The organism is Stenotrophomonas sp. AS012628, from assembly GCF_010608305.1.
In the GTDB taxonomy this organism is placed as follows: Bacteria; Pseudomonadota; Gammaproteobacteria; order Xanthomonadales; family Xanthomonadaceae; genus Stenotrophomonas; species Stenotrophomonas geniculata.
This window is the reverse complement of record NZ_VMBJ01000003.1, coordinates 147,500-172,628: the sequence shown is the minus strand read 5'-3', so window position 1 is coordinate 172,628 and position 25,129 is coordinate 147,500. Positions and strand designations below refer to the sequence as shown.

Annotated in this window: 24 protein-coding genes; 8 read left to right on the top strand and 16 right to left on the bottom strand. The window is 67.2% G+C overall.

Annotated features, from left to right (window positions below):
• Positions 1 to 179: 179 nt before the first annotated feature.
• Both ilvD and G5A07_RS03125 read left to right on the top strand, forming a co-directional pair.
• The gene (gene ilvD, locus G5A07_RS03130; RefSeq protein WP_191862686.1) at positions 180 to 2,018 is read left to right on the top strand and encodes a dihydroxy-acid dehydratase; all 1,839 of its coding nucleotides are present in this window, start codon (positions 180 to 182) and stop codon (positions 2,016 to 2,018) included.
• Between the two features lie 138 nt (positions 2,019 to 2,156).
• Positions 2,157 to 2,768 carry a hypothetical protein gene (locus G5A07_RS03125; protein WP_052148841.1) on the top strand — a complete coding sequence of 204 codons (612 nt, stop codon included), beginning with the start codon at positions 2,157 to 2,159 and terminating at the stop codon, positions 2,766 to 2,768.
• Positions 2,769 to 2,807: 39 nt separating this feature from the next.
• On the opposite strand, the gene dinG is transcribed toward G5A07_RS03125, so the two are convergent.
• From dinG to aroE, 3 genes are all read right to left on the bottom strand, one after another.
• Positions 2,808 to 4,910: an ATP-dependent DNA helicase DinG gene (gene dinG / locus G5A07_RS03120; protein ID WP_057501004.1), complete on the bottom strand. Its 2,103-nt coding sequence runs from the start codon at positions 4,908 to 4,910 to the stop codon at positions 2,808 to 2,810.
• Between the two features lie 167 nt (positions 4,911 to 5,077).
• On the bottom strand, positions 5,078 to 5,431 hold the full coding sequence (locus G5A07_RS03115; protein ID WP_029379808.1) for a hypothetical protein: 354 nt from the start codon (positions 5,429 to 5,431) through the stop codon (positions 5,078 to 5,080).
• Positions 5,432 to 5,434: 3 nt separating this feature from the next.
• Positions 5,435 to 6,280 carry a shikimate dehydrogenase gene (gene aroE / locus G5A07_RS03110; protein WP_049454105.1) on the bottom strand — a complete coding sequence of 282 codons (846 nt, stop codon included), beginning with the start codon at positions 6,278 to 6,280 and terminating at the stop codon, positions 5,435 to 5,437.
• Positions 6,281 to 6,328: 48 nt separating this feature from the next.
• On the opposite strand from aroE, the gene G5A07_RS03105 reads away from it, so the two are divergent.
• Positions 6,329 to 7,201, top strand: a complete 873-nt coding sequence (locus G5A07_RS03105; RefSeq protein WP_191862688.1) for a PD40 domain-containing protein — start codon at positions 6,329 to 6,331, stop codon at positions 7,199 to 7,201.
• A 55-nt stretch (positions 7,202 to 7,256) separates the two neighbouring features.
• Here the strand turns inward: G5A07_RS03105 and G5A07_RS03100 are convergent, their stop codons facing one another.
• The 4 genes from G5A07_RS03100 to G5A07_RS03085 all read right to left on the bottom strand — a co-directional run bounded on the left by G5A07_RS03100 (position 7,257) and on the right by G5A07_RS03085 (position 9,856).
• Complete coding sequence (locus G5A07_RS03100) at positions 7,257 to 7,526, bottom strand: hypothetical protein (RefSeq protein WP_010482214.1); 270 nt, start codon at positions 7,524 to 7,526, stop codon at positions 7,257 to 7,259.
• Between the two features lie 32 nt (positions 7,527 to 7,558).
• A complete protein-coding gene (gene hemB / locus G5A07_RS03095; protein ID WP_010482215.1) occupies positions 7,559 to 8,548 on the bottom strand; it encodes a porphobilinogen synthase in 990 nt (329 codons plus the stop codon).
• 19 nt (positions 8,549 to 8,567) lie between these two features.
• Positions 8,568 to 9,485, bottom strand: a complete 918-nt coding sequence (locus G5A07_RS03090) for a bestrophin family ion channel (RefSeq protein WP_010482217.1) — start codon at positions 9,483 to 9,485, stop codon at positions 8,568 to 8,570.
• Positions 9,486 to 9,607: 122 nt separating this feature from the next.
• Complete coding sequence (locus G5A07_RS03085; RefSeq protein WP_006475755.1) at positions 9,608 to 9,856, bottom strand: hypothetical protein; 249 nt, start codon at positions 9,854 to 9,856, stop codon at positions 9,608 to 9,610.
• A 184-nt stretch (positions 9,857 to 10,040) separates the two neighbouring features.
• Here G5A07_RS03085 and G5A07_RS03080 point away from each other — a divergent pair, with 184 nt between their 5' ends.
• Positions 10,041 to 10,499 carry a hypothetical protein gene (locus G5A07_RS03080; RefSeq protein WP_010482223.1) on the top strand — a complete coding sequence of 153 codons (459 nt, stop codon included), beginning with the start codon at positions 10,041 to 10,043 and terminating at the stop codon, positions 10,497 to 10,499.
• Positions 10,500 to 10,583: 84 nt separating this feature from the next.
• On the opposite strand, the gene G5A07_RS03075 is transcribed toward G5A07_RS03080, so the two are convergent.
• The 5 genes from G5A07_RS03075 to G5A07_RS03055 form a co-directional block, all read right to left on the bottom strand.
• Positions 10,584 to 12,386 carry a DUF885 domain-containing protein gene (locus tag G5A07_RS03075; protein ID WP_191862684.1) on the bottom strand — a complete coding sequence of 601 codons (1,803 nt, stop codon included), beginning with the start codon at positions 12,384 to 12,386 and terminating at the stop codon, positions 10,584 to 10,586.
• Positions 12,387 to 12,567: 181 nt separating this feature from the next.
• Positions 12,568 to 13,839 (bottom strand): M12 family metallo-peptidase, encoded by a 1,272-nt coding sequence (locus G5A07_RS03070; RefSeq protein ID WP_191862682.1) that lies wholly within the window; start codon positions 13,837 to 13,839, stop codon positions 12,568 to 12,570.
• A gap of 470 nt (positions 13,840 to 14,309) precedes the next feature.
• Positions 14,310 to 14,825, bottom strand: coding sequence for a cytochrome c oxidase assembly factor Coa1 family protein (locus G5A07_RS03065; protein ID WP_029379809.1), 516 nt, complete (start codon positions 14,823 to 14,825; stop codon positions 14,310 to 14,312).
• Between the two features lie 25 nt (positions 14,826 to 14,850).
• On the bottom strand, positions 14,851 to 17,076 hold the full coding sequence (locus tag G5A07_RS03060; RefSeq protein WP_191862680.1) for a S9 family peptidase: 2,226 nt from the start codon (positions 17,074 to 17,076) through the stop codon (positions 14,851 to 14,853).
• A gap of 154 nt (positions 17,077 to 17,230) precedes the next feature.
• Complete coding sequence (locus G5A07_RS03055) at positions 17,231 to 17,920, bottom strand: glutathione binding-like protein (protein WP_010482229.1); 690 nt, start codon at positions 17,918 to 17,920, stop codon at positions 17,231 to 17,233.
• Positions 17,921 to 18,032: 112 nt separating this feature from the next.
• Between G5A07_RS03055 and G5A07_RS03050 the strand changes: the two genes are divergently transcribed.
• Positions 18,033 to 18,653 carry a TIGR00645 family protein gene (locus G5A07_RS03050; RefSeq protein ID WP_049454116.1) on the top strand — a complete coding sequence of 207 codons (621 nt, stop codon included), beginning with the start codon at positions 18,033 to 18,035 and terminating at the stop codon, positions 18,651 to 18,653.
• Between the two features lie 200 nt (positions 18,654 to 18,853).
• The gene (locus G5A07_RS03045; protein WP_010482231.1) at positions 18,854 to 19,855 is read left to right on the top strand and encodes an energy transducer TonB; all 1,002 of its coding nucleotides are present in this window, start codon (positions 18,854 to 18,856) and stop codon (positions 19,853 to 19,855) included.
• Positions 19,856 to 19,939: 84 nt separating this feature from the next.
• Here the strand turns inward: G5A07_RS03045 and G5A07_RS03040 are convergent, their stop codons facing one another.
• Entirely contained in the window at positions 19,940 to 20,194 is a 255-nt protein-coding gene (locus tag G5A07_RS03040; RefSeq protein WP_010482232.1) for a hypothetical protein, read from the bottom strand.
• Between the two features lie 77 nt (positions 20,195 to 20,271).
• Between G5A07_RS03040 and G5A07_RS03035 the strand changes: the two genes are divergently transcribed.
• Positions 20,272 to 21,057, top strand: coding sequence for a helix-turn-helix transcriptional regulator (locus tag G5A07_RS03035; protein ID WP_043399471.1), 786 nt, complete (start codon positions 20,272 to 20,274; stop codon positions 21,055 to 21,057).
• A 67-nt stretch (positions 21,058 to 21,124) separates the two neighbouring features.
• Positions 21,125 to 21,553, top strand: coding sequence for a hypothetical protein (locus tag G5A07_RS03030; RefSeq protein ID WP_019336743.1), 429 nt, complete (start codon positions 21,125 to 21,127; stop codon positions 21,551 to 21,553).
• A gap of 72 nt (positions 21,554 to 21,625) precedes the next feature.
• Here the strand turns inward: G5A07_RS03030 and G5A07_RS03025 are convergent, their stop codons facing one another.
• The 3 genes from G5A07_RS03025 to G5A07_RS03015 are packed head-to-tail and all read right to left on the bottom strand — an operon-like array spanning position 21,626 to position 25,076.
• A complete protein-coding gene (locus G5A07_RS03025; protein ID WP_019336744.1) occupies positions 21,626 to 22,810 on the bottom strand; it encodes an ABC transporter permease in 1,185 nt (394 codons plus the stop codon).
• Positions 22,807 to 23,553, bottom strand: coding sequence for an ATP-binding cassette domain-containing protein (locus tag G5A07_RS03020; RefSeq protein ID WP_057504146.1), 747 nt, complete (start codon positions 23,551 to 23,553; stop codon positions 22,807 to 22,809). Before G5A07_RS03020 ends, G5A07_RS03025 begins: the two co-directional genes overlap by 4 nt.
• Positions 23,550 to 25,076, bottom strand: coding sequence for an alpha/beta fold hydrolase (locus tag G5A07_RS03015; RefSeq protein WP_191862678.1), 1,527 nt, complete (start codon positions 25,074 to 25,076; stop codon positions 23,550 to 23,552). The genes G5A07_RS03020 and G5A07_RS03015 overlap by 4 nt, the downstream gene beginning before the upstream one ends.
• Positions 25,077 to 25,129: the final 53 nt, after the last annotated feature.

Below are 25,129 nucleotides of genomic sequence, written 5' to 3'. Positions count from 1 at the left end.
CCCCCGCAACCGGACCCACCCCGCCATCCCACGGAGCGCCCGCCCTTGACCTTGACGTTGCTTCGGCAGGTGCCGGGCGCAGCCCGGCCGAACCACCTCCGGTGGTTGCAGCAGCAACCGAAAAAATTGGCCATGATCGGCTGACTCCCACGTCGTACGGCCCGCCCGTTCCGCCAGCCATGCCCGAATACCGTTCCCGCACCTCCACCGCCGGCCGCAACATGGCCGGCGCCCGCGCCCTGTGGCGTGCCACCGGCATGAAGGACGGCGACTTCCACAAGCCGATCATCGCCATCGCCAACTCCTTCACCCAGTTCGTGCCCGGCCACGTGCACCTGAAGGACCTCGGCCAGCTGGTCGCGCGCGAGATCGAACAGGTCGGCGGCGTCGCCAAGGAATTCAACACCATCGCCGTGGACGACGGCATCGCGATGGGCCACGACGGCATGCTGTATTCGCTGCCCAGCCGCGAGATCATCGCCGACGCCGTGGAGTACATGGTCAACGCGCATTGCGCCGACGCACTGGTGTGCATCAGCAACTGCGACAAGATCACCCCCGGCATGCTGATGGCCGCGCTGCGCCTGAACATCCCGGTGGTGTTCGTGTCCGGCGGGCCGATGGAAGCGGGCAAGACCAAGCTGTCCGAGCACAAGCTGGACCTGGTCGATGCAATGGTGGTGGCCGCCGATGACAGCGCCTCCGACGAGAAGGTGGCCGCATTCGAGCGCAGCGCCTGCCCCACCTGCGGCTCCTGCTCGGGCATGTTCACCGCCAACTCGATGAACTGCCTGACCGAAGCACTGGGCCTGTCGCTGCCCGGCAACGGCACCACGCTGGCCACCCACGCCGACCGTGAGGCGCTGTTCCGCCGTGCCGGGCGCCTGATCGTCGAACTCTGCCATCGCTGGTATGGCGGCGAAGACCCGAGCGCGCTGCCGCGCGGCATCGCCACCCAGGCCGCGTTCGCCAATGCAATGACCCTGGATATCGCCATGGGCGGTTCCACCAACACCATCCTGCACCTGCTGGCCGCCGCGCAGGAAGCGGAGGTCGACTTCGACCTGACCCACATCGACGCGCTGTCGCGGCGCGTACCGCAGCTGTGCAAGGTGGCGCCGAATACGCCGAAGTACCACATCGAGGACGTGCACCGCGCCGGAGGCGTGTTCGGCATCCTCGGTGAACTGGAGCGCGCCGGCCTGCTCGAAACCACGGTGCCGACCGTACACAGCACCAGCCTGGCCGAAGCGCTGGAACGCTGGGACGTGGTGCGCAGTGACAACGACACCCTGCACACCTTCTTCAAGGCAGGCCCGGCCGGCATTCCCACCCAGGAAGCCTTCAGCCAGGCCACGCGCTGGCCGACGCTGGACATCGACCGCGCTGAAGGCTGCATCCGCTCGCTGCAGCACGCGTACTCACTGGAAGGCGGCCTCGCCGTGCTGCGCGGCAACCTGGCCGTGGATGGCTGCGTGGTGAAGACCGCCGGCGTGGACGAGTCGATCCACGTGTTCGAAGGCCCTGCGCGCGTCTATGAAAGCCAGGACGCGGCCGTCGCCGGCATCCTCGCCGACGAAGTGCAACCCGGCGAGGTGGTGGTGATCCGCTACGAAGGCCCGAAGGGTGGCCCGGGCATGCAGGAAATGCTGTACCCGACCAGCTATCTGAAGTCGAAGGGGCTGGGCAAACAGTGCGCGCTGCTCACGGATGGCCGCTTCTCCGGCGGCACCTCGGGCCTGTCGATCGGCCACGTCTCGCCGGAAGCGGCCAGCGGCGGCGCGATCGGCCTGGTGGAAGACGGCGACCGCATCCGCATCGACATTCCGGCCCGCCGCATCGATCTGCTGCTGGACGAGGCCACCCTGGCCCAACGCCGCGCCGACGCCGATGCGCGCGGCTGGAAGCCGCGTGCGCCGCGCCCGCGCAAGGTCACCAGCGCCCTGAAGGCCTACGCCCTGCTCGCCACCAGCGCAGACAAGGGCGCCGTGCGCAACACCGCGCTTCTGGGCGATTGACCGCCATACGGTAGTGCCGGCCGCTGGCCGGCATCTGTACTGCGACGCCCCACATCAATGAGGTTGCCGGCCAGCGGCCGGCGCTACCCATCCTGATCCGTTATGGTGGTCCAGGAAGTCACCAACACGGAGGTTGAGATGATGTTGCTTTCCTTTGCGCTGGCCGCTGCCATGGGTGCAGCAGCCGAACCGCCAAAAGCACCCGACTGCAGCTACGACCGTGCAGCGATGCTGGCGATGGAACCTGGCCGGTTCGATCAGGACCTGGAAGGTGGCTGGCGCCCGTTGGCCGACCGTGGCTGTACCCGCGAAGCGGCCGACCTGCTGTCCGCCTACGGCGCACTGTCCAAAGCGGAAGGCAATGTCATCATCACGTGGCACGAGGGCCAGCTGCGCGCGGAGCTGGGGCAGACCGCGCAGGCGATTGCGCTAATGGAACGCAGCCACAAGCCAGTAAACGGGAGCGACCCGGGTTACTGGAATGCCTACGTGGACGGCATGGTCGCGTTCCTGCGCCAGGATCGCAGCGCCCTGGAGAAGGCTCGTGCGAGGCTGGTCGCGATACCGACGCCCACCGCGATCGCGGAGAACATCAAGGACGGCCGCTACCACTTCACCACCGAGGGCGGGCAGCAGGTGCAGATGCCGTGGCCGCCGAACCTGGACGTGCTTGATGGACTGCTGCGCTGCTTCGGCAAACCCTACGTGGAGGCCTATGGGCCAGGCTGCCGGAATCCGGAAGGCCGTTGAGGCCCTCCGCCGGGCATGGCCCTGCGCTACCAGCACCCGTCAACCAATCACGCGCTTGAACGGCGGCAGCGCGTCGATGATGCGCTTGCCGTAGCGGCGGGTCAGCAGCCGCGAATCGAGGATGACCACGCGGCCGGTGTCGGTGGAGGTGCGGATCAGGCGGCCGGCGAACTGGGTCAGCGTGCGCAGCGCATGCGGAATGGCGATCAGGTTGAACGCATTGAGCCCGCGCCCCTCGAACCATTCGCTGAGCGTGGCGGTCTGCGGGTCGGTCGGCACCGCGAACGGCACCTGGGTGATCACCACCGTGGTGCAGGCTTCACCTGGCAGGTCGAGGCCTTCGCCGAACGAATTCAGCCCGAACAGCACCGAGCCTTCACCCGCCGCGACACGGCGCAGGTGCTCGTCGATCAGGCGGGTCTTGGACATCTCGCCCTGCACCAGCACCTGCTTGCGGCGCGCGGCCGACATCAGGCCAGCCACCTTCTCCATCTTCCAGCGCGAGGTGAACAGCACCATCGAGCCCTTGGCCCAATCCAGCTCGGTGTCGAGGTAGCGTGCCACTTCGCGCGGATGGCCTTCGCGGTCATCCGGCGTGACCGGGAACTTCGGCACGATCAGCTCGGCCTGGTTGGGCAGGTCGAACGGCGACGACAGCGAAACCATCTCGGCCTCTTCGGGAATGCCGTTGTCGATCGCCAGCGATTGGAAATCGCCACCGCCGGTCAGCGTCGCCGAGGTCATCACCACCGAATCCACTTCATCCCACAGCAGCTTGCGCAGCACGTGCGCGGCCGACACCGGCGAGCCGTGCAGCACCAGGTCGCCGTCGCGGGTGGCGGTGACCCAGCGCGCCATCGGCGGCGCGCCGTCCTTGTCCTCGCGGCGCCAGGCCTGCCACAGGTTGTACTGCTGCTCGATCATTTCCAGCGCCATGCCCAGGTTGCGCTGCAGGCGCTCGCGCGCGGCATCGTCCGGCTTGCCCTTGGCGACCTGCGCGGTGGCGGCATGCGCCCAGTTGTAGAGGCTGCGGGTATCGTCAGCCAGCGCCTCGATCGGCTCGCGCCAGGCCTCGGGCAGTCGCCCATTGGCCGCGCGCCACATCGGCTCTTCGTCCGCCGGCGCCGGCATCCACACGCGCTCGATATGATCGCGGAACGCGCGCAACTGCTTGGCCACGTTGCTGGCCACTTCGATCGCTTCGTTCGGCAGCAGGTTGCCGAGGCGGTCCTTGTCGACCGCGCGGTAGGCACCGGCGATCAGGATCTGCAGGCGGCCGGTGCGCTTGGCCATTTCATCCAGCGCCAGGCTGGCCGCGCCCTGGTCGATCGCCACGTTGCCGATGTGATGGCCTTCGTCCAGCACCAGCAGCATGTCCGACGGCGGCGCGATCAACGGCTGGCCGTTGTCGCTGTCGCCGATCGACAGCGCCGACAGCAGCAGCGCGTGGTTGGTAACGACGATCTGCGCATCACGCACGGTGTTGCGCGAACGCAGCACCGCACACTGCGCCGAATAGGCACAGCGGCGCCCGGCGCAGCCCGAGGCCGGCGTGGTGATGCGGCTGCGCAGGCCGGGGCTGATGGTCTCCGGCGCGTTGTCGATGTCGCCGTCCCAGCTGCCGCCGGTGAAGGCGTCAGTCAGGCGCTTGGCGATGTCCATCTCGATCGGCGCCAGCGGCCGGTCGAACAGTGGCGCGTCATCCTCGAACATGCCTCCCTGCGAGCCCTCGCCCTGCGCCTCGGCGGCATTGCGCGTGCACAGGTAGCGGGTGCGGCCCTTGGCCAGCGCCACGGTCGCTTCCAGGCCGGTGGCTTTGAGAAAATTCGGGATATCGCGCTCGACCAGCTGCGACTGCAGGGCCACGGTGCCGGTGCTGATCACCAGCTTCTTCTTGGTGGCCAGCGCGATCGGTACACCTGCGGTGAGGTAGCCCAGGCTCTTGCCGACACCGGTGGGCGCCTCGACCACGCCGACGCCACCGCTTTTCGACAGCGCGCGCGACACCACGCCGATCATCTGGCTCTGCGAACGGCGGGTGGAGAAGCCGGGGGTATTGGCCTGCAGCGTGGTGTACGCCTTGCGGATCGCGTCCTTCAAGGCGTCATCAAGCGTGCGCGGAGCGGCGACGGTTTCGGTCACGCCGGGAAGTACCGTGGCTGGATCAGGCCGGTCATTGTCGCATGGCCGGCCACGTTCACCGCCGCTGGCACCCTGAACGGGCCAGCGACGACGCCTGGCGGCGGTCACGGTCCGGTGGCCGGACCTCTCAGGGGCCAGATACGCCGGGCATGGCCCGGCGCGACCGGTCAGGCCGCCGGGATCGTACGGCTACGCAGCAGGCGCACCAGTGCCCACACCAGCAGCACCACGCCGATGGCCTCGACCATCGCCAGCGCGAAATGCAGCACGCCGAGGATGGCGCCCATGCCCGAGATGGCGCTGAAGTTGCCACTGCTGACCAGCCACATGGGCAGGATGCCCGCCGCCAGGCCACCCAGGCTGGACAGCAGCAACAGCCCCAGGCCGACCAGGGCGCCGGTGCGGGTGGCATCGCGCGGTGCGCCGATCACCCAGACCAGGCCGATGCACAGCGCGATCAGTACCGGCAGGCGCACGCCGACCATGCTCAGCACGGTCACCATCAACGTTGTGCTGTCCATCGATCAGTCCTCGCCGGCCAGCACGGCCGAGCCCTGGCGCAGCGACTGGTAGATCTCGTCGGTCTGCGGGCGCACGCCATGCCACTGCAGGAAGCTCTCGGCCGCCTGTTCGACCAGCATGCCCAGGCCATCCACGGTATTGCGGCAGTTCGCCGCACGCGCCCAGGCCAGGAAGGCGATGGCGGCCTCGCCGTAGTTCAGGTCGACGGCGGTGGTCATCGAATTGACCAGCGACAGCGGCAGCTTGAACTCGACGTCGCGGTCGCGGCCGGCCGAGGTGGCATTGACGATCAGTTCGAAGTCGCCCAGATCACGCAGGTCTTCCCAGTAGCGGCTGATCGCGCGGCCCGGTTCGCCCATCGCGTCGATCAGTTCATCGGCGCGTTCCGGCGTGCGGTTGACCACCACCAGCTCGGTGATGCCGGCATCGAGGAAGGCCGGGGCGACGCTGCGCGCGGAGCCGCCGGCACCGATCAGCAGCATGCGGCGGCCACGCAGGTCCAGGCCATGACGGTCGGTCAGGTCACGCACCAGGCCGATGCCATCGGTGGTGTCGCCATGCCAGCGGTCGCCCTTGCGCAGCAGCGTGTTCACCGAGCCGGCGCGGCGCGCACGTGCGGTCAGGGTGGAGCACACCGAGAACGCAGCCTCCTTGTGCGGCGAGGTGACGTTGGCGCCGACACCGCCTTCGGCGGCGAAGGCTTCCAGGCCGGCCAGGAACGCATCCGGCGCCAGGTCGATCGCGCGGTAATCCACCGCGATGCCTTCCTGGCGACCGAACGTCGCGTGGATCTGCGGCGACTTCGAGTGGGCAACGGGGTGTCCGAAGACGGCGTAACGGTCGGTCATGGAATCCTCAAGCTGGCTAGACTGATGCTCTTTCGTGCACGGACCCGGATGATGCGCATCACCCCGCCCCTGCTGGTGCTTGCCGCCAGTCTACTCTCTGCCCCCGTGGCGAGGGCGTTGAACGAGTACGGCATCGAAGGCATGGGCGTGGTCTCGACCCGTGCCGACGAGGGCCGCGCCACGATCAGCGCCGATGGCCAGCGCATCGTGTTCGCACGCCGCGGCGAGGCGGGCTGGGGCCTGTGGCAGGCGCGCGTGGTCGACGGCCGATGGCAGCAGGCGCAGGCACTGCCGGTAGGCGTGGCCGGGGAGGCCCGCGATCCCTACTTCAGCCGTGATGGCCGCTGGCTGCTGTTCGCGGCCGGCCGCGAGGGCGCGCTGGCGCTGTACCGGGCCACGGTGGAAGCCGACGGCCAGCTCGGGAAGGCGCAGCCCTTGGCGGGCGATGGTGGGCGCCGGGAAGAGCGCGGGCCGGCCCTGAGCGCGGACGGCAAGCGGCTGTTGTTTGCCCGCGAGCAGGGTCGCGGCGCGGGCTGGGACCTGTTCGTGGCGTCACTGGACGCGCAGGGCGTGCGTGGCCCAGCCACCGCGTTGGCCGCGTTGAACAGCGCCGACGACGAGACCGACGGCGACTGGCTGGGCAACGACGGCGCCGTGGTGTTCAGTCGTGGCAGCGGCGCGACCGCGCAGGTGTGGAGCAGCGGCTGTGCGTGGACCGGCGCGGCGCTGCAGCCATTGGGGCTGTCATTCAACCAGGCCGGCGGCTGGACCGGCGCGCCGGTGATCGACAACGCCAAGCCGGGCGAGATGATGGTTGCCAGCAGTGCGGCGAAGGCGCCACGTGCCGGTGGCGTGGATGTGTACCGGTTGGCGGTGCCGAAGGTGGCGGCGGTTGCGGGGTGCGTGCCTGCCGCCCGGTAGATGCCAACCTTGGTTGGCATGCGGGAAAGTGCCAACCAAGGTTGGCACCCACCCGTCAGCGCGACAACACCTTCGCGCGCTGCTGCTCGTACTCGACTTCGCTCAACTGGCCGTTGTCCTTGCGCTGGTTCAGCGCGGCCAGCTCGGCCTGCACGCTCTCCGGCAGGGCCTGCTCACGGGCCACGTGACGGGCGGCGGAGAGCTGCTCCGGCGGGCGCTTGCCCGCGCGCCATGCGGCGATGAAGACACCGACGATGATGGCGCCGAACACCAGCGTACCGATGCCCCAGATCAACCATTGCATCCATCCCAGTTCGGGTCCCATCGCGCAGTCCTCCGTCTATCGTGGCGCTATTGTCAGCGCTCGCGCAGCCATCGCGCCACCTGCGGCGCGAAATAGGTCAGCACGCCGTCGGCACCGGCCCGCTTGAAGCCCAGCAGCGACTCCAGCACGCAGGCGCGCTCGTCCAGCCAGCCGTTGGCGAAGGCGGCCTTCATCATCGCGTACTCGCCACTCACCTGATAGGCGAAGGTCGGCACGCCGAACGTCTCCTTCACCCGGCGCACCAGGTCCAGGTACGGCATGCCCGGCTTGACCATCACCATGTCGGCGCCCTCTTCCAGGTCCAGCGCGATCTCGCGCAGGGCCTCGTCGCCATTGGCCGGGTCCATCTGGTAAGTCTTCTTGTCGGCCTTGCCGAGGCTGGCCGCGCTGCCCACTGCATCACGGAACGGACCGTAGAACGCCGAGGCGTACTTGGCCGAGTACGCCATGATGCGCACGTTGATGTGGTTGCCGGCATCCAGCGCACGGCGGATCGCGCCGATGCGGCCGTCCATCATGTCCGACGGCGAGACGATGTCCACACCGGCCTCGGCGTGCGACACCGACTGCTTGACCAGCGCTTCGACCGTGATGTCGTTCAGCACATAGCCCTTGTCATCGATGATGCCGTCCTGGCCGTGGGTGGTGTACGGGTCCAGCGCCACGTCGGTCATCACCCCCAGCTCCGGGAAGCGCGACTTCAGCGCGCGGATCGCACGCTGCGCCAGACCGTCCTCGGCCCACGCCGCCGACGCATCCAGCGACTTCAGCGACGGGTCGATCACCGGGAACAGGTCGATCACCGGAATGCCCAGCTCCAGCGCTTCTTCGGCCACCTTCAGCAGCTCTTCGATCGACAGCCGCTCCACGCCCGGCATCGACGGCACCGCGGTGCGGCCGGCCAGTTCGTGCACGAACACCGGGTAGATCAGGTCGTCGGTGGTCAGCGTGTTCTCGCGCATCAGGCGGCGCGAGAACTCGTCATGGCGCATGCGGCGCGGGCGGTAAAGCGGGTGGGACATGGCAGGCTCCGAGGAGTGGCTATTGCAACAGGTAACCCTGCGGCAGCAGGGGTTCGGGCAATGGGCGTTCGCCGAGCGCGTCGAGCTGGTCGATCTCGATGGTGCGCACCAGCGCGTCCAGCGGCAGGTCGTTCGGCTCCAGGCCGAACGGGTCTTCCATTTCTTCGCCCAGCTGGTCCAGGCCGAAGAAGGCATAGGCCAGCACCGCCGACAGCACCGGCGTGCCCCAGCCCAGCGAACTGGCCAGGCCGAACGGCAGCAGCACGCAGAACATCCACGCGCAGCGGTGCAGCAGCAGGGTGTAGGCGAACGGCAGCGGGGTGGTGAGGATGCGCTCGCAGCCGGCCTGGATCGACGACATCGCGTGCAGGCGCTCTTCCAGCTGGGTGTAGAGGATCGGGTCGAGGTCACCGGCGCGCAGGGCCTGGGCCAGCTCGGCCGCGATCATCGACAGCAGCGCGTCGGGCACGTTCTCACGCTGCCCGAGTTGTTCGCGCTGGCGCTTGTCCAGCCACGGCAGGGCCATCAACGCCACGATGCGCCCGCGCAGGCGACCGGCCAATGCATGGGCGAAGGCGGTGGTGAGATAGGCGATGCGGCGGCGACGGCCGGTGTCATCGGCCAGCAGCAGGTTCACCTGGCGGGCCAGCGAGCGCGATTCGTAGACCAGCTGGCCCCACAGCTTGCGGCCTTCCCACCAGCGCTCGTAGCAGGCGCTGTTGCGGAAGCTGAGGAAGATCGACAGCACCAGGCCAAGCAGGGTGAACGGCGTGACCGACACGCGTTCGATGCCGGTGGGCGGCGCCAGCTCGACCACCGCGGCCACGGCGATGGACAGGATCAGGATGGCCAGCACCTTGGGCGCGATCGCTTTGACGATCGAACCGCGCAGGATGTACAGCAGTTGCCAGCCGTGGGGACGGGGTCGGATGATCATGGGGCAGCCGCGCCGGGCGCGGATTCACAGGCACGCGTGGGGCTCGCGCAGCCATTCATTGTACGCCCCTGCCCGGCCACCGGCCGTGCGCCTGCGACGCCCTGTCGCACCCGGGCGCGGGCTCAGATCACGCCGCCACCCAGGCCGAGGCGGAGGATGCCCACCACCACCACGATGCCGTTCAGGACCAGGCCCGCCCAGGCCCGGCCACGCTTGCTCGGGTGGGTGAACAGGATGCCCAGCGCGGCGATGACCGCGCCCACCGCAGCGAACGGGATCAGGAACCAGTTGCCCCAGCCGAGCAGTGGAATCAGCGCCAGGATCATCCACAACAGCGCCAGTACGCCCCACAACAGACTGATCACACCCATGCCGCTCTCCCGCAGTTGGTTCCTGCCCCAACCATAGACGTTCCCGCTGCCGCCGCCTACTGCCATTGGCGGAGCTGTCACCCGCACCGTGCTAGCGTGCTGCCGTGCGTGCCCTGGCCCGGGTGTTGGCGCCGATTCAGAGTGGCCCGCCGATGATCGCAACCAGTCCTACAGGGGTCGTGCCATGAACATCCGTTGGGCCGCGTTGGCGGCCATCCTGCTGGTCGCCGCTGGCTGTGCCAGCACCTCCAAGGTGATGCTGGGCCGCGCCCGCGCACCGATCGATCCGGCGCTGGTGCAGATCTACTCGACGCCACCGGCCGGTTCCCAGGAAATCGCCCAGCTGGAATCGGCGTCCGCCGTCGGCTTCGGCACCCAGGGCCAGACCGATGCCGCTGTGGCACGCCTGAAGCGTGAGGCCGCCGCGCTCGGCGCCAATGGCGTGGTGCTGATGGGCGTGGGCAGCAGCGGCTCGCCGGTGGGCATGTCGGTGGGCGCCGGCACGTTCGGTTCGCACGTCGGTGGCGGCGTCGGCATCGGTATTCCGACGACGCAGAAGCGCGCCGCCGGCGTCGCCATCTGGGTGCCGAATCCGGCACCGCCAGCGCGGTTGCCGACACAGGTGATCACCCCGCAGCGGTGACGCGGCAGCGTCACCGCGGGTAGCGCCGGGCCATGCCCGGCGTCTCTCCCGCTGCGCTCGCCGGGTATGGCCCGGCGCTACCGATTATTTCTGCCGGTACTTCGGCACGAACACCTTGTTCACCGCATCGGCGAGCTGGTCCGGCGGCAGCAGGCCCTGGTCGAGCAGGAAGTTGTTGAACGCCAGGCGGTCGAACTTCGCACCCAGTGCCAGCTCGGTCTGCATGCGCAGTTCCAGGATGCGGGTGTAGCCGTAGAAGTAGCTGCCGGCCTGGCCCGGCATGCGCACCATGTAGCGATCCAGTTCCTGGGTGGCCATTGCCTTGGACAGGCCGACCTGCTCCATCAGCACGCGCTCGCCGTTGGCGCGGTCGGTCAGGCCCAGGTTGAGCATCGGGTCCAGCATCGCGCGCGCGGCACGCAGCAGGCGGAACTGCAGGGCGATCATCTGACCGTCCAGCGGTTCGTAGGGCACCATCTCGGCCTCGGCATACAGTGCCCAGCCTTCCACGTTCACCGAATTGAACGCGAACATGGTGCGTGCCAGCGACACGCCACGCTCGACCATCGCGGTGAACTGCAGCTCGTGACCGGGGCGGCCTTCATGCGCGCTCAGCGTCCATGCCGCCGCACCGAAGTTGAAGTCGTCGTACTGCGCGCCCGGGCCCGCTGCCGGGTTGCCCAGCGGCAGCACGAAGGTGCCCTGCTGCCCGGTGTTGTTGACCAGCGGTGCCGGCAGGAAGTGCGGCGCCGGGCTGGCCGCGCTCTCGGCGGCCGAGCCCAGGCGCATCTGCATGGCGCGCTGGGGCACGTCGACGATGGCGTGTTCGCGGATCAGCGGATCGATCGCATCGATCACCTTGCGGTAGTGGCCTTCCAAGTGATCGTCGGCGATCTTGTCGGCCTTCAGTGCGCGGATCACCGCTACCGGATCGCTCGGGTCGGCCACCTTCAGGCCCTTGTCCTTCACCACCAGCGGCGCCAGCTGCTGCATCGCCGAGCGGGTTTCCATGAACTCCAGCTGCGCGCGCTGCATCAGCAGCTTCGGGTCGATGTCGATGCCGACCTGCTTGAGCTGGTAGGCGTACAACGGTGCCGGCAGGCGCGCGTCGGTACGCGCCTTCGGCAGCACCTCCTTGCGGGTCCAGGCGGCGTAGTCCTTCATCTGCCCGGCCAGCGCCTTCATCGCTTCATCGGCGCCGGCAATCTGGTACTTCTTCAGCAGCGACTCGATGCCGGTGATGTAGGTCTCAACGTTGTCCAGCGACTGCTGCACTTCGATCTTGGTCGGCTGCAGCAGGCTGTTGTCCTTCAGGCGTTCTTCGTAGCGCTGGCGGGCCAGCGTGGTGAACGCGGTGCCGCCCGGCTGCAGGCCGGCATAGGCCTTGAGGCGGTCAAGCGCCTTGGCCCGGCGCTCGGCCGGCACCTGGTCGGACAGCAGCAGGTTGAGGCCGCTGAACACGGTCTGCGGCGCATCACTCCACGGCAGCAGGTATTTCTCGTTGAGCTCGCTGCCTTCGATGTTCTGGCTGGCGGCGTGGATCATGATCTCCAGGTCCTGGCGGACGTTGGGATCCTTCTCGGTGGCCAGCTTTGCCTTGAGTTCATCGCGGGCTTTGGCCATCGCGGCGCGATAGCGCTTGCCGTTGTCCGGGCCAAGGTCTGCGACCTTGTCGTCGTAGCCGGGAACGCCGAAGAAGCCGGTTTCCTCCGGCTGGAACGGGCCTTGTGCATCAAGCAGGATCTGCGCCAGTGCATTGCTGCGGGCAACCCAGGCCGGGCTGGCCGGAGTAGCGGCCTTGGCGGCGGGTGCGGCCAGCGCCGGTGGCGCAGACAGCAGCGGTGCGGCGGTCAGGGCCAGGGCAACGGCCAATGCAATCGGCTTCATGGTGCACTCCAGGACAGGGTTGCCCGCACCCTACGCGCTCACGGCGATGGCGACAATCGGCTGGAGGTCATGGGGGAAGGGGGGCGCAGGATGCATGTGCTTCGTCGGTGATCCGACCATCTGCAGAATTCACAGCCTCTCCAACGGGGTAACAGCCTGCCTGGCGCCCCGATCTTCCGTCTTATGGCCAAGGATGGAAGTCGGCAATCATCTGGCGGGTTTCGTTCAAGACCCTGACATTGTGGTGGGTCTTTTCCGTGCCGGCAGGCAATCCGTTGTGACTGAGGTCAGGCGAAGACCACAGATTCACTCGGTGACATGGCACGCCAGAGCACTCGTAGGACATCACAGTCCTCCAGCGATCAGGCACATTCTCCGGCGCCTGATAGCCATGCCCGTAAGCAAATCGCGGCGGACTGATCGATGCATTTGCAGGCTCATGATCGGCGCCGAACAGGTGTCCAATTTCGTGGGCGAGGCTGCTGGTACTGGCCCCCAGGCAGTTCCGCTCTACAACCGCGAAGGCCGTTTCCTTCGTAGCCAGCAGCCGTTGCGCCTGTCCGCAGGACGACAGTGACGACCCTGTGTCGATAATCATCAGCACGATGTCCGCCTTGGCAACATCGCGGACCTGATGCATGAAGCCCAGTGCACCCTTTCTTCCGGCCATGAGATCATCCAGCGTCTGGGTCACACCGGTTTCCCGGTAGCCGGGTAGCGCGTTCCCCGCGCGCTCCAGTTCGAGCTGGATTCCGCTGTCAGAGAATCCCTTGTTAGCCAGGCACACGGCCTTCCGCATTTCGGCAAAGACCTCTTCCCGGTCACTCTCAAGTGCGGCAGTTCCATAGCCGAAGAGGACACGAGCCGTTGATTTTCCCGCGGGTCCGGCTTCGGCTGAAGCGGCTGCACCAGGCACCGCGGGGCCGACATCGCGTACCGGTGCCTCTCGTGGAAGCCTGCGCAGATCCTTGCGGATCAGCACGCTGCCTTGGAGTTCGTACCGGAAGCTGCCGATGTTGAAGATGGCCTGCAATCGCCCGTCAGAAGCCTCGGAAACACGCACCGCCCCTTCCACATCTGTACACGGCGAGGAGGACGATGCGGTTGTGCCAGCCCAACGGAGCCGGCTGGGCATGGTTCCGGATGATGTTCCGCCATTCTGGACGGCCAGAACGTGGACCGGATCCGGCGCGTCACCTGCAGGGTAGCCTACGCGTTCCAGCCGTACTGTCACGTCGAAAAGATCGACTTCGATCGAATCGCCGGAAAGGGCATCTGGATGAACGTCAACGCGACGCACCCAGTCGACGATGCTGCCCTCGTACTGCCTGCGCAGCTCTGGTCCAGGATCCCACCCACCAGCAGGTATCTGGACGAACCGGGTACCGGTCTTCGCAACTGACGGAAAGATGCCGAGCAGAACCAGCACCAGACAGAAAAGCGCACGTTTCATGATCCACCCGCAATGTCGCCGCCACATGGCACGATGAAAGCTACGTGTTGACTTCACTTCAGCAGGAGACTCCCATCACATAGACTATGGACGGCGTGGGATTTGGGCTGCACACGACAAATTTTCGCCACGATTCTCCAGATTATGGTGCGCTGTCCTTCCCTGAGTTTCCGCCCGGATACCTCAGCGATCTCCAGCCAGATGGCAATCCCGACATCTATCCGTTCGCACGCATCTGCTCTTCCTGTGCCGCATCAGACTGCGCTTCACAGTCGCCGATTCTTCACTGCGCCTCACGGCGGTGGCGACAATCGGTAGGAAGTCGTGGCGGAATTGATAGGCGACCGGGCCCAGAGGAGACCTGCCAGTCGACCCACGCGCGCAACGCGGGGCCTTCAGGCGCCTTGTGAAGAGCAATCGGCCAATAGGCGGCATTACCAGCCGCCTTTACCCGGCCGCGCGACCTGAGGTCACAACGCCGCGGTCAGCGGGCATTCGCCGCGATCACGGCAGGCCTGCAACTCGCACTCTCCCGCAGCCTCGTCGTCATCCAGCGCGGTCAGATCGAAGGTCTGCTTGTCTTCGGCCAGTACATACATCACCGGGTAATCCCAGACTTCATCGCGACGGCTGCCCTGCACGAACAACCGTCCGTGCGCATGCGGTCCTTCCAGCGCAACGGTCAGGCCGACATCGCGCTGGCCATTGATCGCGGTCTGCATGCTGCCCAGCGGCATCGATTCGATATGCAGCGGCTCGCCGAAGGCTTCCACCAGTTCGATGCTGCAGCCCGCGCGACGCAGCGCTTCGCGCATCGGCGGGCTCTCGCGTGCCGCCTCGCTCCAGCGCAGCACGCTCCAGGTCACCACGCCACCTGCGCCGCCCAGCACCAGCACCACCGTCAGCGGCATTGCCCAGCGCCAATGGCGGCACCACCAACCGGCGGACGTCTGTCGATGGGCGGGAATCGGTGGTGGCAGGGTCATGGGCGGGCTCCTTCCCGGCTGCGGATCAGGGCTTCAGGCAACGTCCCAGGAAGGCTTCGGCCACGCGGTAGCGATGCAGAGCATCGGCGCCGGACAGGCCATGCTTGGCACCCGGGTAGGTCATCAGCTCGAACGGCTGTGCACGCTTCTGCAACGCGCTCATCAGGCTGGTCGAATTGGTGAACAGCACGTTGTCGTCAGCCATGCCGTGGATCAGCAGCAGCGGCGAGCGCAGGCCGTCGATATGGGTCAGCACGCGCGCTTCGCGGTAACCCGCTTCATTGCGCGCCGGCAGATCCATGTAGCGTTCGGTGTAATGGCTGTCATACAGGCCCCAGTCGGTCACCGGCGCACCGGCCACGCCACAGGCGTACTGGTTCGAGGCCTTGGCCAGCAGCATCAGGGTCATGTAGCCACCGTTGGACCAGCCCTGCACGCCGATGCGCGCCGGGTCCACCCACGGTTGCTGCTTCAGCCAGGTCACGCCGCGCAGCTGGTCGGTCACTTCCACCGTGCCCTGCTTGCCATACAGCGCACCACCGAAGTCACGGCCACGTCGCGGGGTGCCACGGTTGTCCAGCGAGAACACCACGTAGCCCTGCTGGGCCAGATACTGGTTGAACAGGTGGTCGCCACGGCCGGGCCAGCTGTCGGTGACGGTCTGGCTGGCCGGGCCGCCGTAGACGTACACCGCCACCGGGTAGCGCTTGGACGGATCGAAGCCGGCCGGCTTGATCAGGCTGTAGTTCAGCGGGGTCTTGCCATCGGCCGCGGTCAACGTGCCGAACTCGACCGGGCGCTGCGCATCGCGGTAGCGCGCATACGGGTGCTTGGGATCGGCCAGGTCGTTCTCCACCAGCGTAGCGATCTTCTCGCCGTTGGCGCGGAACAGTTCAATCTGCGGCGGCGTAGTGCTGTTGGACCAGCTGTCAACGTAGACGCTGGCATTGCGGGCGAACGTGGCGCTGTGCATGCCCGGTGCCTTCGACAGGCGCTGCGGCTCGCCGCCCTGCAGCGACACCGCGTAGATCTGGCTTTCGCGCGAGGTCTCGATGCCGGCACGGAAGTAGGCCTTGCCGGCCTTTTCATCGACCGCCAGCAGTTCGTCCACCGGCCAGTTGCCGTGGGTCAGCGCGGTGGCCTTGCCCTTGCTGTCGATGCGGTACAGGTGCTGGAAGCCGGTGCGCTCGGACGACCACAGCACGCTGCCGTCTTCCAGGAAGCGCAGGCTGTTGTGCAGCGGCACCCAGGTCGGGCTGGTCTCGTGGGCGAGCAGGCGCTGGCGGTTGGAATCGAGCGCCACTTCCACCAGGTCCAGCTGCTTCTGGTCGCGCGACTGGCGCTGGAAGCTCAGGTGCTGTGCATCGCGCCAATCGACGCGGGCCAGGTAGATGTCCTGCTCCTTGCCCAGGTCGACCCAGCGCGGCTGCGCGTCGGCGGCCGGTGCGATCACGCCCAGCTGCACGCGCACGTTGGCGTCGCCGGCGGCCGGATACCGCTGTTCAATCACATCGGTGCGGTCGGCGTAGACCTCGTAGCGCTTCTGCACCGGCACCGGTGCCTCGTCGATGCGGGCAAAGGCAATGGCCGAATCATCCGGCGCCCACCAGTAACCCGTGTGGCGGTCCATCTCCTCATCGGCGACGAACTCGGCCACGCCGTTGCCGATGGTGGTGCTGCCATCACGGGTCAGCTGCAGCTGCTTGCCACTGGCCAGGTCGATCACCCACAGGTTGCGGCCGCGGATGAAGCTGACGAAGCCGCCCTCGGGCGACAGCTTGGCGTCGGTGGCGAATCCTTCACCGTGGGTCAGCTGGCGTACCGCGGCTTGGCCCTGCTGCTTGAGGTCGTACAGGTACAGCTCGCCGCCCAACGGGAACAGCAGGCGCTGCGCGTCCGGCGACCACTGGTAATCGACGATGCCGGTCATCGCGGCGATGCGCTGGCGTTCGCGGCGTGCCTTTTCCTCATCGCTGAGGGTTTCGGTGCCGGGCAGCACCACCTTGGAATCGACCAGCAGCCGGGTCTGGCCGCTGCCGATGTCGTAGGTCCACAGGTCCAGCTGGTTGCGGTCGCTGTCCTTGCCGCGCAGGAAACTGACCTGCGAACCGTCCGGCGCCACCTTCGGCTTCATCAGGGTCGGGCCGGACAACGGCAACGGGCCGGTGATGGCTTCCAGGGTCAGCTTTTCAGCGTGGGCGGCGGTTGTGGTGGCGAACATGAGGGCGAGCGAAGCGAACAGGTGGCGCATGGAGGATCCCGGCAAACGGCAGGTCCACCCCGGCTCGGAGCACGGGGCGGTCGTTCCCCATCCTAACCAAGCCCGTGCAGGAAGGCAGCATGACCTTTTGCCCATAAGGAATGCTGACGAGTGCCGACCAACGGCCGGCACCCACCGTCCTGGGTCAACGCTGGCCGAACAGGTGCTTGCGCTCTTCGTCGCTGAGCGGCTTGCCGGCGTTGGGGTTCACCTGCTGGCGCAGGGCATAGGCGCGCTGGGTGGCCGGGCGTGCGGCGATGGCGTCGTGCCAGCGCTTGAGGTTCGGGAACGCGGCGAAATCCACCGGCAGCTTGTCGTAGGCGCCGATCCACGGATAGCTGGCCATGTCGGCGATGCTGTACGCGTCGCCGGCAAGGAAGGCGTGCTGGGCCAGGCGCTTGTCCATCACCCCGTGCAGTCGGCGCACCTCGTTGTCGTAGCGCTCGATGGCATACGGGATCTTGTCCGGCGCATACACGTTGAAGTGGCCCATCTGGCCGCTCATCGGGCCCAGGCCGGCCATCTGCCAGAACAGCCATTCCAGGGTGGTGACGCGGCCGCGCGGGTCGCTGGGCAGGAACTGGCCGGTCTTTTCGGCCAGGTACAGCAGGATCGCGCCGGACTCGAACACGCTCAGCGGGGCGCCGCCATCGGCCGGGGCGTGGTCGACAATCGCCGGCATCTTGTTGTTCGGCGAGATCGCGAGGAATTCCGGCTTGAACTGGTCGCCCGAGCCGATGTTGACCGGGTGGATGCGGTACTCCAGGCCGGCTTCTTCCAGCAGCAGGGTCACTTTGTGGCCGTTCGGGGTGGGCCAGTAATACAGGTCGATCATGGCGGCGGCTCGGGGTGCGGAAAGGAACCTGAAGTCTAGTGCGTGAGTTGGGTTGGCACCGTCATGGCGGGCCGGTAACCTCGCCTCTCCCCCGCAACGCAGCATCCTCCGCATGAGTGCAAACCGCCCGCCGCTCTCCCCGCTGTCCACGCTGATCTTCGCCTCACGCTGGCTGCAGCTGCCGCTGTACCTGGGCCTGATCGTGGCGCAGTGCGTCTATGTGTTCCTGTTCGGCAAGGAACTGTGGCACCTGATCTCGCATTCGGCCTCGATGGGTGAACAGCAGATCATGCTGATCGTGCTGGGCCTGATCGACGTGGTGATGATCTCCAACCTGCTGGTGATGGTGATCGTCGGCGGCTACGAGACCTTCGTCTCGCGCCTGCGCCTGGAAGGCCACCCGGACCAGCCGGAATGGCTGAGCCACGTCAACGCCAGCGTGCTGAAGGTGAAGCTGGCGATGGCGATCATCGGCATCTCCTCAATCCACCTGTTGAAGACGTTCATCGCCAGCGGTGCGCTGGGCGGCATCCCGCTGTGCACGCCGGAGCAGATGAGCGTGGCCGCTGCCAACATCGGTGTCGCCCGCTGCTCGATGCTGACCCAGGACGGCGTGCTGTGGCAGACCATCATCCACTGCGTGTTCATCCTGTCGGCGATCGGCATCGCCTGGACCGACAAGCTGATGTCCAACGGCCACAGCAAGTCGCACGACAAGGCGCACGACCACTGAGGTCGTTGCCAGCAGCGGCATGACGCCGTTGCCCGTCCCGGCCACCGCCCCTTGTACGCGGCGGTGGCCGGGATGCTAGATTGCACCCTCGCCGTTGCCGGCGGTGGCGTCGGGAAACGTCACCCTGCCGCGCCCGGACCCCAGGTCCCGGCCATGCGTATCAATGATTTACGTCACGTCGTCTTCTAGAGGGGAGCAGGATGTCGCACGTCTCAACGATCACCGCCGCGCGCCGGTGGCTGCCGGTTGCCCTGGCAGTGGCACTGGCCGCCTGCTCGGGCAAGGAAGAATCCGCAGCGCCTGCTGCCGCCACGGCGCCTGCCGCTGCCGCACCCGCCGCACCGGTGGTCGCTGCCAAGGTGCAGTCGATGGGTACCGAGCAGCTGCGCGAGTCGGCCAGCCAGGCGCTGCGCGAGAACCGCATGTATGCACCGGCCGGCGACAACGCCATCGAGTACTACCTCGCCCTGCGTGACAAGACGCCGGACGACGCCTCGGTGAAGAGCGCGCTGACCGATCTGCTGCCCTATACCCTGATCGCCGCCGAGCAGCACCTGGGCCGCGAGGACTACACCGAGGCGCAGCGCCTGGTGGCACTGATCGAGAAGGTGGATGCCTCCGCCCCCGCACTTCCGCGCCTGAAGGAAGGCCTGGCCAAGGGCGTGGAAAACGCCGCCAAGCGCACCGAGACCGAAGCCGAGAAGGCAAAGAAGGACGCCGAGGACCGCAGCAAGCAGCAGATCGAACAGCAGCGCCTGGCCGAACAGCGCACCAAGGAAGCCGACGCGGCCAAGCAGATCGCCGCGCAGCAGGATGCCGCACGCCGCGACAACGAGCGCCAGGAGGCCGAGCGCCAGGCCGCGGCCCGTCGCGATGCCGAACAGAAGCAGCAGCAGGCCGCCGCCCAGCAGGCCAGCGCCGCGCGCCAGGCAGCCGCCGCCGCAGCCCCCACCCTGCGCCCGGTCAGTACGCCAGCGCCGCGCTATCCGGCCGAAGCCCTGCGTTCGGGAACGTCGGGGGAAGTACTGGTGGAGATCACCGTGGGCACCGACGGCTCAGTGGTCAGCGCCCGCGTGCTGCGCGCAACGTCCGGACGGACCTTCGACCGCGAAGCCCTGAACGCGGTCAAGCGCTGGCGCTTCGAGCCGGTCAACGCGCCGGTCACCACCCGCCGCACCCTGGTGTTCGCGCCGGGCGGCTGACCGCAGAAAAGGGGACGGACGGGATCAAGTCGTTTCTGCCGCCTCCATGACGCCAAGGCCCGGTCCGTCCGGGCCTTGTCCGTTTCAGGCCGCGCCATCAATCAGGTGCTGCAGGGCAGGATCGCGCGCGACCAGCACCTGGAACAGGCCCAGCGCATGCAGGCCCGGCAGCAACGCACGCAGGTCAGCTTCGGCAGTGGCGCGGAAGGCGGGATCGCTGGACGGATCCTGCCAGTCACGAACGCTGGCCAGGAAAGCACCTACGCTGCCCTTGCGCACGGTGACGCCGTTCACCTGCACGTCGTTCTGATGGTCGGGAAGAATGTCCTGTGGCTGCATGGGGAAGCGCTCCGTTGAAGTAGGCTCCAGTGTCGGGACGCGGACGCGACGTTTCTGCCGTATAACTGCCAATTGATATGGCAGATCAGACAACCACCGGATTACTCGACCCCACGTTGGCCGATACCGCCGACGGACCGGTGGTGCTGGCGGCCGGGCTGCGCCAACGCGGTATGCGTCGCACAGCGCGCCACCGGCATGCCCGTGGGCAGCTGCTGGGTGCACACCAGGGGCTGCTGCGGATCGCCGCCGACGACCTGCACTGGCTGCTGCCCGCAGGTCACGTCGCCTGGATACCGCCCTTGCTGCCCCACGCGCTGCTGAGCGCAGACGGGTTCGATGGCTGGAGCCTGTACTTCAACGCCGAGGCCTGCCTGGGCCTGCCCGCCACACCGCGCATTTTCCAGCCCAATGCACTGCTGCGGGCGGCGACAACACGTGCGCTGCGATGGCCCCACCAGCCACTGGATGCTGCGCAGGCACGACTGGCCGGTGTGATCGCCGATGAGATCGCCGCCAGCACGCCTCTGCCGCTTGCCCTGGCACAACCGCGTGACCGGCGACTGCAGAAGATCGCCGCCGCACTGGCGCGCGCACCCGAAGACGGCCGCAGCATCGAGGACTGGGCCGCCAGCAGCGGCCTGTCCGGCCGCAGCCTTGCCCGCCGTTGGCAGGCCGAAACAGGCATGACCTTGAGCCAGTGGCGGCAGCGCCTGCGCGTGCTGCTGTCGCTGCCACGCCTGCTGGCGGGCGAACCGGTGATCAGCGTCGCGCTATCGATGGGCTACGACACGCCCAGTGCGTTCATCGCCGTGTTCAAGCGCGAGATGGGAGTGACGCCTGCGCGGTACGGGGAGGACTGACGTATCCAGCACTCCCTCTATCCTTCCTTGCGACCTAAGCTGCTTGCTGATTTCAGGAGCGCAACAGATGAAGTACGACGACGCCAGCTGGCATTCCGGGGGTGACTTCCCTTCGGATCTTCCTGCAGAGGCCGGTGCCACTCACATCGGTATGTACCTGGCATGGCTGCTGCTACAGGGCATGGCAAGCGAAGAGCTCGCCGAGGACGCAGAAGAAGACCTGCAGGCGCTGCTGGAACGCAGAACGACGCCAGGCCTGTTCCTGCTGGAGTGCAGCGACGGCAAATTCGTCGACGATCTGATCAGTGATGAAGCCAACACGTTCACCGCTGCGTACTACGACCTCGAGAATGGCCAGTACCTGGACGACTATGAGGGACAGCTGGGCGCCAATGTCCCGGATTTGTACCACGTCGCCGATACCTGGGAGAACTTCGATCGACTGGCACCGGTGATTGCCCAGCGTTTCGCCATTTGGCAGGCAACGCAGTCCTGAAATCAACGAGGCCCGGAATGACCGGGCCTCGTTTCAGATCCGCCGGGCATGGCCCGGCGCTACCACCCGCACTTAGCCGGAGATCGCCAGACGCTCATTGTGGTAGCGCCGCACCGCGGCGAACCACAGCAGTGCGGCCAGGCCGAGGCTGGCGCCCAGGTAGATGGCCCAGACTGCCGGCGTGATCGGCTCGTGGCGGATCACCTTCAGCAGCATCTGGTTCTGCGACAGGAACGGCACGGCGTACTGCCACAGCTCGCTCTTCAACGGATAGGCCACCAGCGCGTAACCGGGCATCATCGGCAGCAGCATCAGCCAGGTCATGTGGCTCTGCGCCTCCTTCATGCTCTTGGCTGCGGCCGACAGGAAGGTCAGCAGCGAGGTGCCGATCATCAGCATCGGCAACATCACCAGCAGCATCTGCAGCATCGAACCGACATTCATGTTGAACTGGCGGCCGATGTTGCCGGGCGCGATCTGCGCGCTCACCTTGAACGCGACCAGAGTCAGCAGCAGCGACACGAAGCCGACCACGCAGGCGGCGGCGATCTTGCCGCTGACGATCGCGCTGCGCGAGCCCGGCGTGGCCAGCAGTGGTTCCAGCGACTGCCGTTCGCGCTCGCCGGCGGTGGCGTCCATCACCAGGTAGGCGCCACCGATGAACGAGGTCAGCGTCAGCAACACCGGCAGCAGCATCGACAGGATCATGCCGCGCTTGGCTTCGGCACTGGCCAGGTCCTGGCGCGCCACGTCCAGCGGCCGCGCGACCTGTGCGTCGATGCCACGCGCCATCAGGCGCAGCGCACCGATCTGGCCATTGTAGGTCGCCAGTGCCGCCTCCAGGCGTGCGCTGGGCACTTCTGCGGCGCGACGGGTACTGTCCTTGATCACCTCCACCAGCGCCGGCTTGCCATCGGCCCAGTCCTTGCCGAAGTCATCGCTGATGCGCAGTGCCACGTCGATCTGCTGGCTGCGGATGGCCTCGGCCAGGTCCTTCGGTGCCGGCGCGGCGTTCAGCCCCTGCGCGGCGAGGAAACGCACCAGATTGGGGGCGTTGTCCGCACCGATGGTCGGAATCTGCAGCGGTTGTTCAATCTGGGTGCGCACCCGGCTCTCGGCCAGCTTGCCCATGCCCAGCAGCAGCACCGGGTACAGCAGCGGCCCGAACAGCAGGGTCAGCAGCAGCGTGCGGCGATCACGGGAAAGGTCGCGCAGTTCCTTGCGCATCACCGTCATCAGGGTCGACATCATGCTCATGCGTGCAGGCCCTCTTCGCTGCCGATCAGTTTCACGAACGCATCTTCCAGGTTGGATTCGCCGGCCTGCGCGCGCAGTTCATCGGCGCTGCCGGCAGCCATCACCGTGCCCTTGGCAATGATCACGATGTGATCGCACAGCGCGGCCACCTCCTGCATGATGTGGCTGGACAGGATCACGCAGCGGCCCTCTTCGCGCAGACCCAGCAGGAAGCGGCGCAGTGCGCGCGTGGTCATCACGTCCAGGCCATTGGTCGGTTCGTCGAGGATCACGTTGCGCGGGTCGTGCACCAGCGCGCGGGCAATCGCGGTCTTGGTGCGCTGGCCCTGCGAGAAGCCATCGGTCTGCCGGTCGAGGATATCGCCCATGTCGAGTGCATGTGACAGCACCTCGATGCGCTCGCGGATGCGCTCGGCCGAGAGACCATGCAGTTCGCCGAAGTAGGCGATGTTCTCGCGCGCGGTCAGGCGCTTGTAGACACCGCGCGCGTCGGGCAGCACGCCAAGGTGGCGGCGTACGTCCACCGGATTGCGCGCAGCATCGACACCATCGACGCTGATGCTGCCCTGGTCGGGGGTCATCAGCGTGTACAGCATGCGCATGGTGGTGGTCTTGCCGGCACCATTGGGGCCGAGCAGGCCGGTGATGCGGCCATCCTCGGCGCGGAAGCCGACGTTGGAGACCGCCTGGATGCGGCCCGTGCGGGTGTCGAAAGCCTTGTGCAGGTTGTCGGCGACGATCATGGTTCCCATCCGTTGAACGAGGTGAACGCCGGCACGTAGCTCAGCGTGTCCAGGCAGCCGGCATCCAGCGCCTTGGCATCGGTCTTGTCGATGAACTGGCCGAGCAGGCGCGGCATGCAGCCGGCGGTCAGCGTGCCGTGGCCCTGGCCGCGGGCGACCAGCGCGCGGCCATTGGGCAGGCCCTTGAGCACCTGCTCGGCATAGCGCGGCGGCGTCACCGGGTCCAGCTCACCGGACAGCAGCAGCGCCGGTACGTCACTGCGCAGCGGCACGGCATTGCCTGCCGGTGCCGGCCGGTGCGGCCATGCCGGGCAGGCGGCAAAGAAGGAACTTGCCACGTCGTTGCCGAACAGGCGCCCGGGATCCTCGGCCGGCGCCTGGTAGCGCGGCGCATCTTCACTGCAGATCACCGACCACTGCATGCCACGGTTGATCTGGAAATCCATGCTGCGGTTCGCACCGCGCGCCAGCGAGGCGAGCGGTGCGTAGCGGCCGTGCGCGGCTTCATCAAGAACCAGCGGCAGCAATGAGGCGTACTGGGGTACGTAGGAAAACGCAAAAGCCAGGCCCACAACGCTGTCCGGTGTCAGCACATCCTTCCGGGTGTCGTAGGTGCCGGGATCGCGATACTCGACCGGAACCGGTGCACGGCGCAGGGTCTCTACCACGCTGCGCAGCTGCGCACGGGTATCGGTCGGGAAGCGCTTGCTGCAGGCGGCGTCCTTGCGGCACTGCGCCGACTGCAGGGCGATCGCGTCTTCGAACGTCCTGGCGAAATCGCCGCCCACCACCAGCTCATTCGGCACCACGCCATCGATGACGATGCTGCGGGTGTGCTGTGGATAGGTACCCGCATAGCGCTGGGCCACACGGGTACCGTAGGACGCACCGATCAGATTGACCTGGTCCACGCCCAAGGCCTGGCGGACCGCGTCCAGGTCGGCAATGGCTTCGGTGGTGGTGTAGAAACGTGCGTCCGCACGTCCCTGCAGGGAAGCCGCGCATCGCTTGGCATAGTCGCGCAGCAAGGCCTCGGAGGGCGCCGCGTCCTCGTCCATCGGCAGCTCCTTTCCGTCCGCGCCGAGGCAGCTGAGCGGGTTGGAGCCGCCGGTACCGCGCTGGTCGACGAGGAAGATGTCGCGCTGCTTGCGCACCTGACGCAGGGCGGTATCGACAATGACGGCCACCTCGCTGGCTGCCTGGCCAGGACCACCGGCCAGGAAGAACACCGGATCGGGCTGGCTGCTGCCGCCATCGCCCGATTCCAGCCAGGCGATGCGCAGGCCGACGCGTCGGCCATCGGGCCGGGCCCGGTCCTCAGGCACCTGCAGGGTGGCGCACTGCGCTTCCACGTTGGCGCTGGCGCCTTCGGTGGACAGCGTGCAGGGCTGGAAATCGATGCTGCCGAAGCGGCGGCTGGGTGCATCGCTGGCGCCTTCGGCGCCGGGTGACGGTGACTGGCTGCAACCGGCAAGCATCAGGCTGGCCAACGCTGCGGCCAACGCGAGGTGGTGTCTTTGCATCGTGCTCGTTTCCCCTGGAGGACGTTCCTGGCAACCACGACGGGCTGCCGCGG

Bases quoted from the DNA above. Each gene is read 5' to 3' on its own strand.
- G5A07_RS03040 (WP_010482232.1), bottom strand. From the start codon at position 20,194: ATGCAGCCACAGGACATTCTTCCCGACCATCAGAACGACGTGCAGGTG.
- G5A07_RS03015 (WP_191862678.1), bottom strand. From the start codon at position 25,076: ATGCAAAGACACCACCTCGCGTTGGCCGCAGCGTTGGCCAGCCTGATG.
- G5A07_RS03050 (WP_049454116.1), top strand. From the start codon at position 18,033: ATGAGTGCAAACCGCCCGCCGCTCTCCCCGCTGTCCACGCTGATCTTC.
- G5A07_RS03020 (WP_057504146.1), bottom strand. From the start codon at position 23,553: ATGATCGTCGCCGACAACCTGCACAAGGCTTTCGACACCCGCACGGGC.
- G5A07_RS03030 (WP_019336743.1), top strand. From the start codon at position 21,125: ATGAAGTACGACGACGCCAGCTGGCATTCCGGGGGTGACTTCCCTTCG.
- G5A07_RS03065 (WP_029379809.1), bottom strand. From the start codon at position 14,825: ATGACCCTGCCACCACCGATTCCCGCCCATCGACAGACGTCCGCCGGT.
- G5A07_RS03090 (WP_010482217.1), bottom strand. From the start codon at position 9,485: ATGATCATCCGACCCCGTCCCCACGGCTGGCAACTGCTGTACATCCTG.
- G5A07_RS03125 (WP_052148841.1), top strand. From the start codon at position 2,157: ATGATGTTGCTTTCCTTTGCGCTGGCCGCTGCCATGGGTGCAGCAGCC.
- aroE (WP_049454105.1), bottom strand. From the start codon at position 6,280: ATGACCGACCGTTACGCCGTCTTCGGACACCCCGTTGCCCACTCGAAG.
- G5A07_RS03115 (WP_029379808.1), bottom strand. From the start codon at position 5,431: ATGGACAGCACAACGTTGATGGTGACCGTGCTGAGCATGGTCGGCGTG.
- ilvD (WP_191862686.1), top strand. From the start codon at position 180: ATGCCCGAATACCGTTCCCGCACCTCCACCGCCGGCCGCAACATGGCC.
- G5A07_RS03025 (WP_019336744.1), bottom strand. From the start codon at position 22,810: ATGAGCATGATGTCGACCCTGATGACGGTGATGCGCAAGGAACTGCGC.
- G5A07_RS03060 (WP_191862680.1), bottom strand. From the start codon at position 17,076: ATGCGCCACCTGTTCGCTTCGCTCGCCCTCATGTTCGCCACCACAACC.
- G5A07_RS03055 (WP_010482229.1), bottom strand. From the start codon at position 17,920: ATGATCGACCTGTATTACTGGCCCACCCCGAACGGCCACAAAGTGACC.
- hemB (WP_010482215.1), bottom strand. From the start codon at position 8,548: ATGTCCCACCCGCTTTACCGCCCGCGCCGCATGCGCCATGACGAGTTC.
- G5A07_RS03070 (WP_191862682.1), bottom strand. From the start codon at position 13,839: ATGAAACGTGCGCTTTTCTGTCTGGTGCTGGTTCTGCTCGGCATCTTT.
- G5A07_RS03100 (WP_010482214.1), bottom strand. From the start codon at position 7,526: ATGGGACCCGAACTGGGATGGATGCAATGGTTGATCTGGGGCATCGGT.
- G5A07_RS03105 (WP_191862688.1), top strand. From the start codon at position 6,329: ATGATGCGCATCACCCCGCCCCTGCTGGTGCTTGCCGCCAGTCTACTC.
- G5A07_RS03045 (WP_010482231.1), top strand. From the start codon at position 18,854: ATGTCGCACGTCTCAACGATCACCGCCGCGCGCCGGTGGCTGCCGGTT.
- G5A07_RS03080 (WP_010482223.1), top strand. From the start codon at position 10,041: ATGAACATCCGTTGGGCCGCGTTGGCGGCCATCCTGCTGGTCGCCGCT.
- G5A07_RS03085 (WP_006475755.1), bottom strand. From the start codon at position 9,856: ATGGGTGTGATCAGTCTGTTGTGGGGCGTACTGGCGCTGTTGTGGATG.
- G5A07_RS03075 (WP_191862684.1), bottom strand. From the start codon at position 12,386: ATGAAGCCGATTGCATTGGCCGTTGCCCTGGCCCTGACCGCCGCACCG.
- G5A07_RS03035 (WP_043399471.1), top strand. From the start codon at position 20,272: ATGGCAGATCAGACAACCACCGGATTACTCGACCCCACGTTGGCCGAT.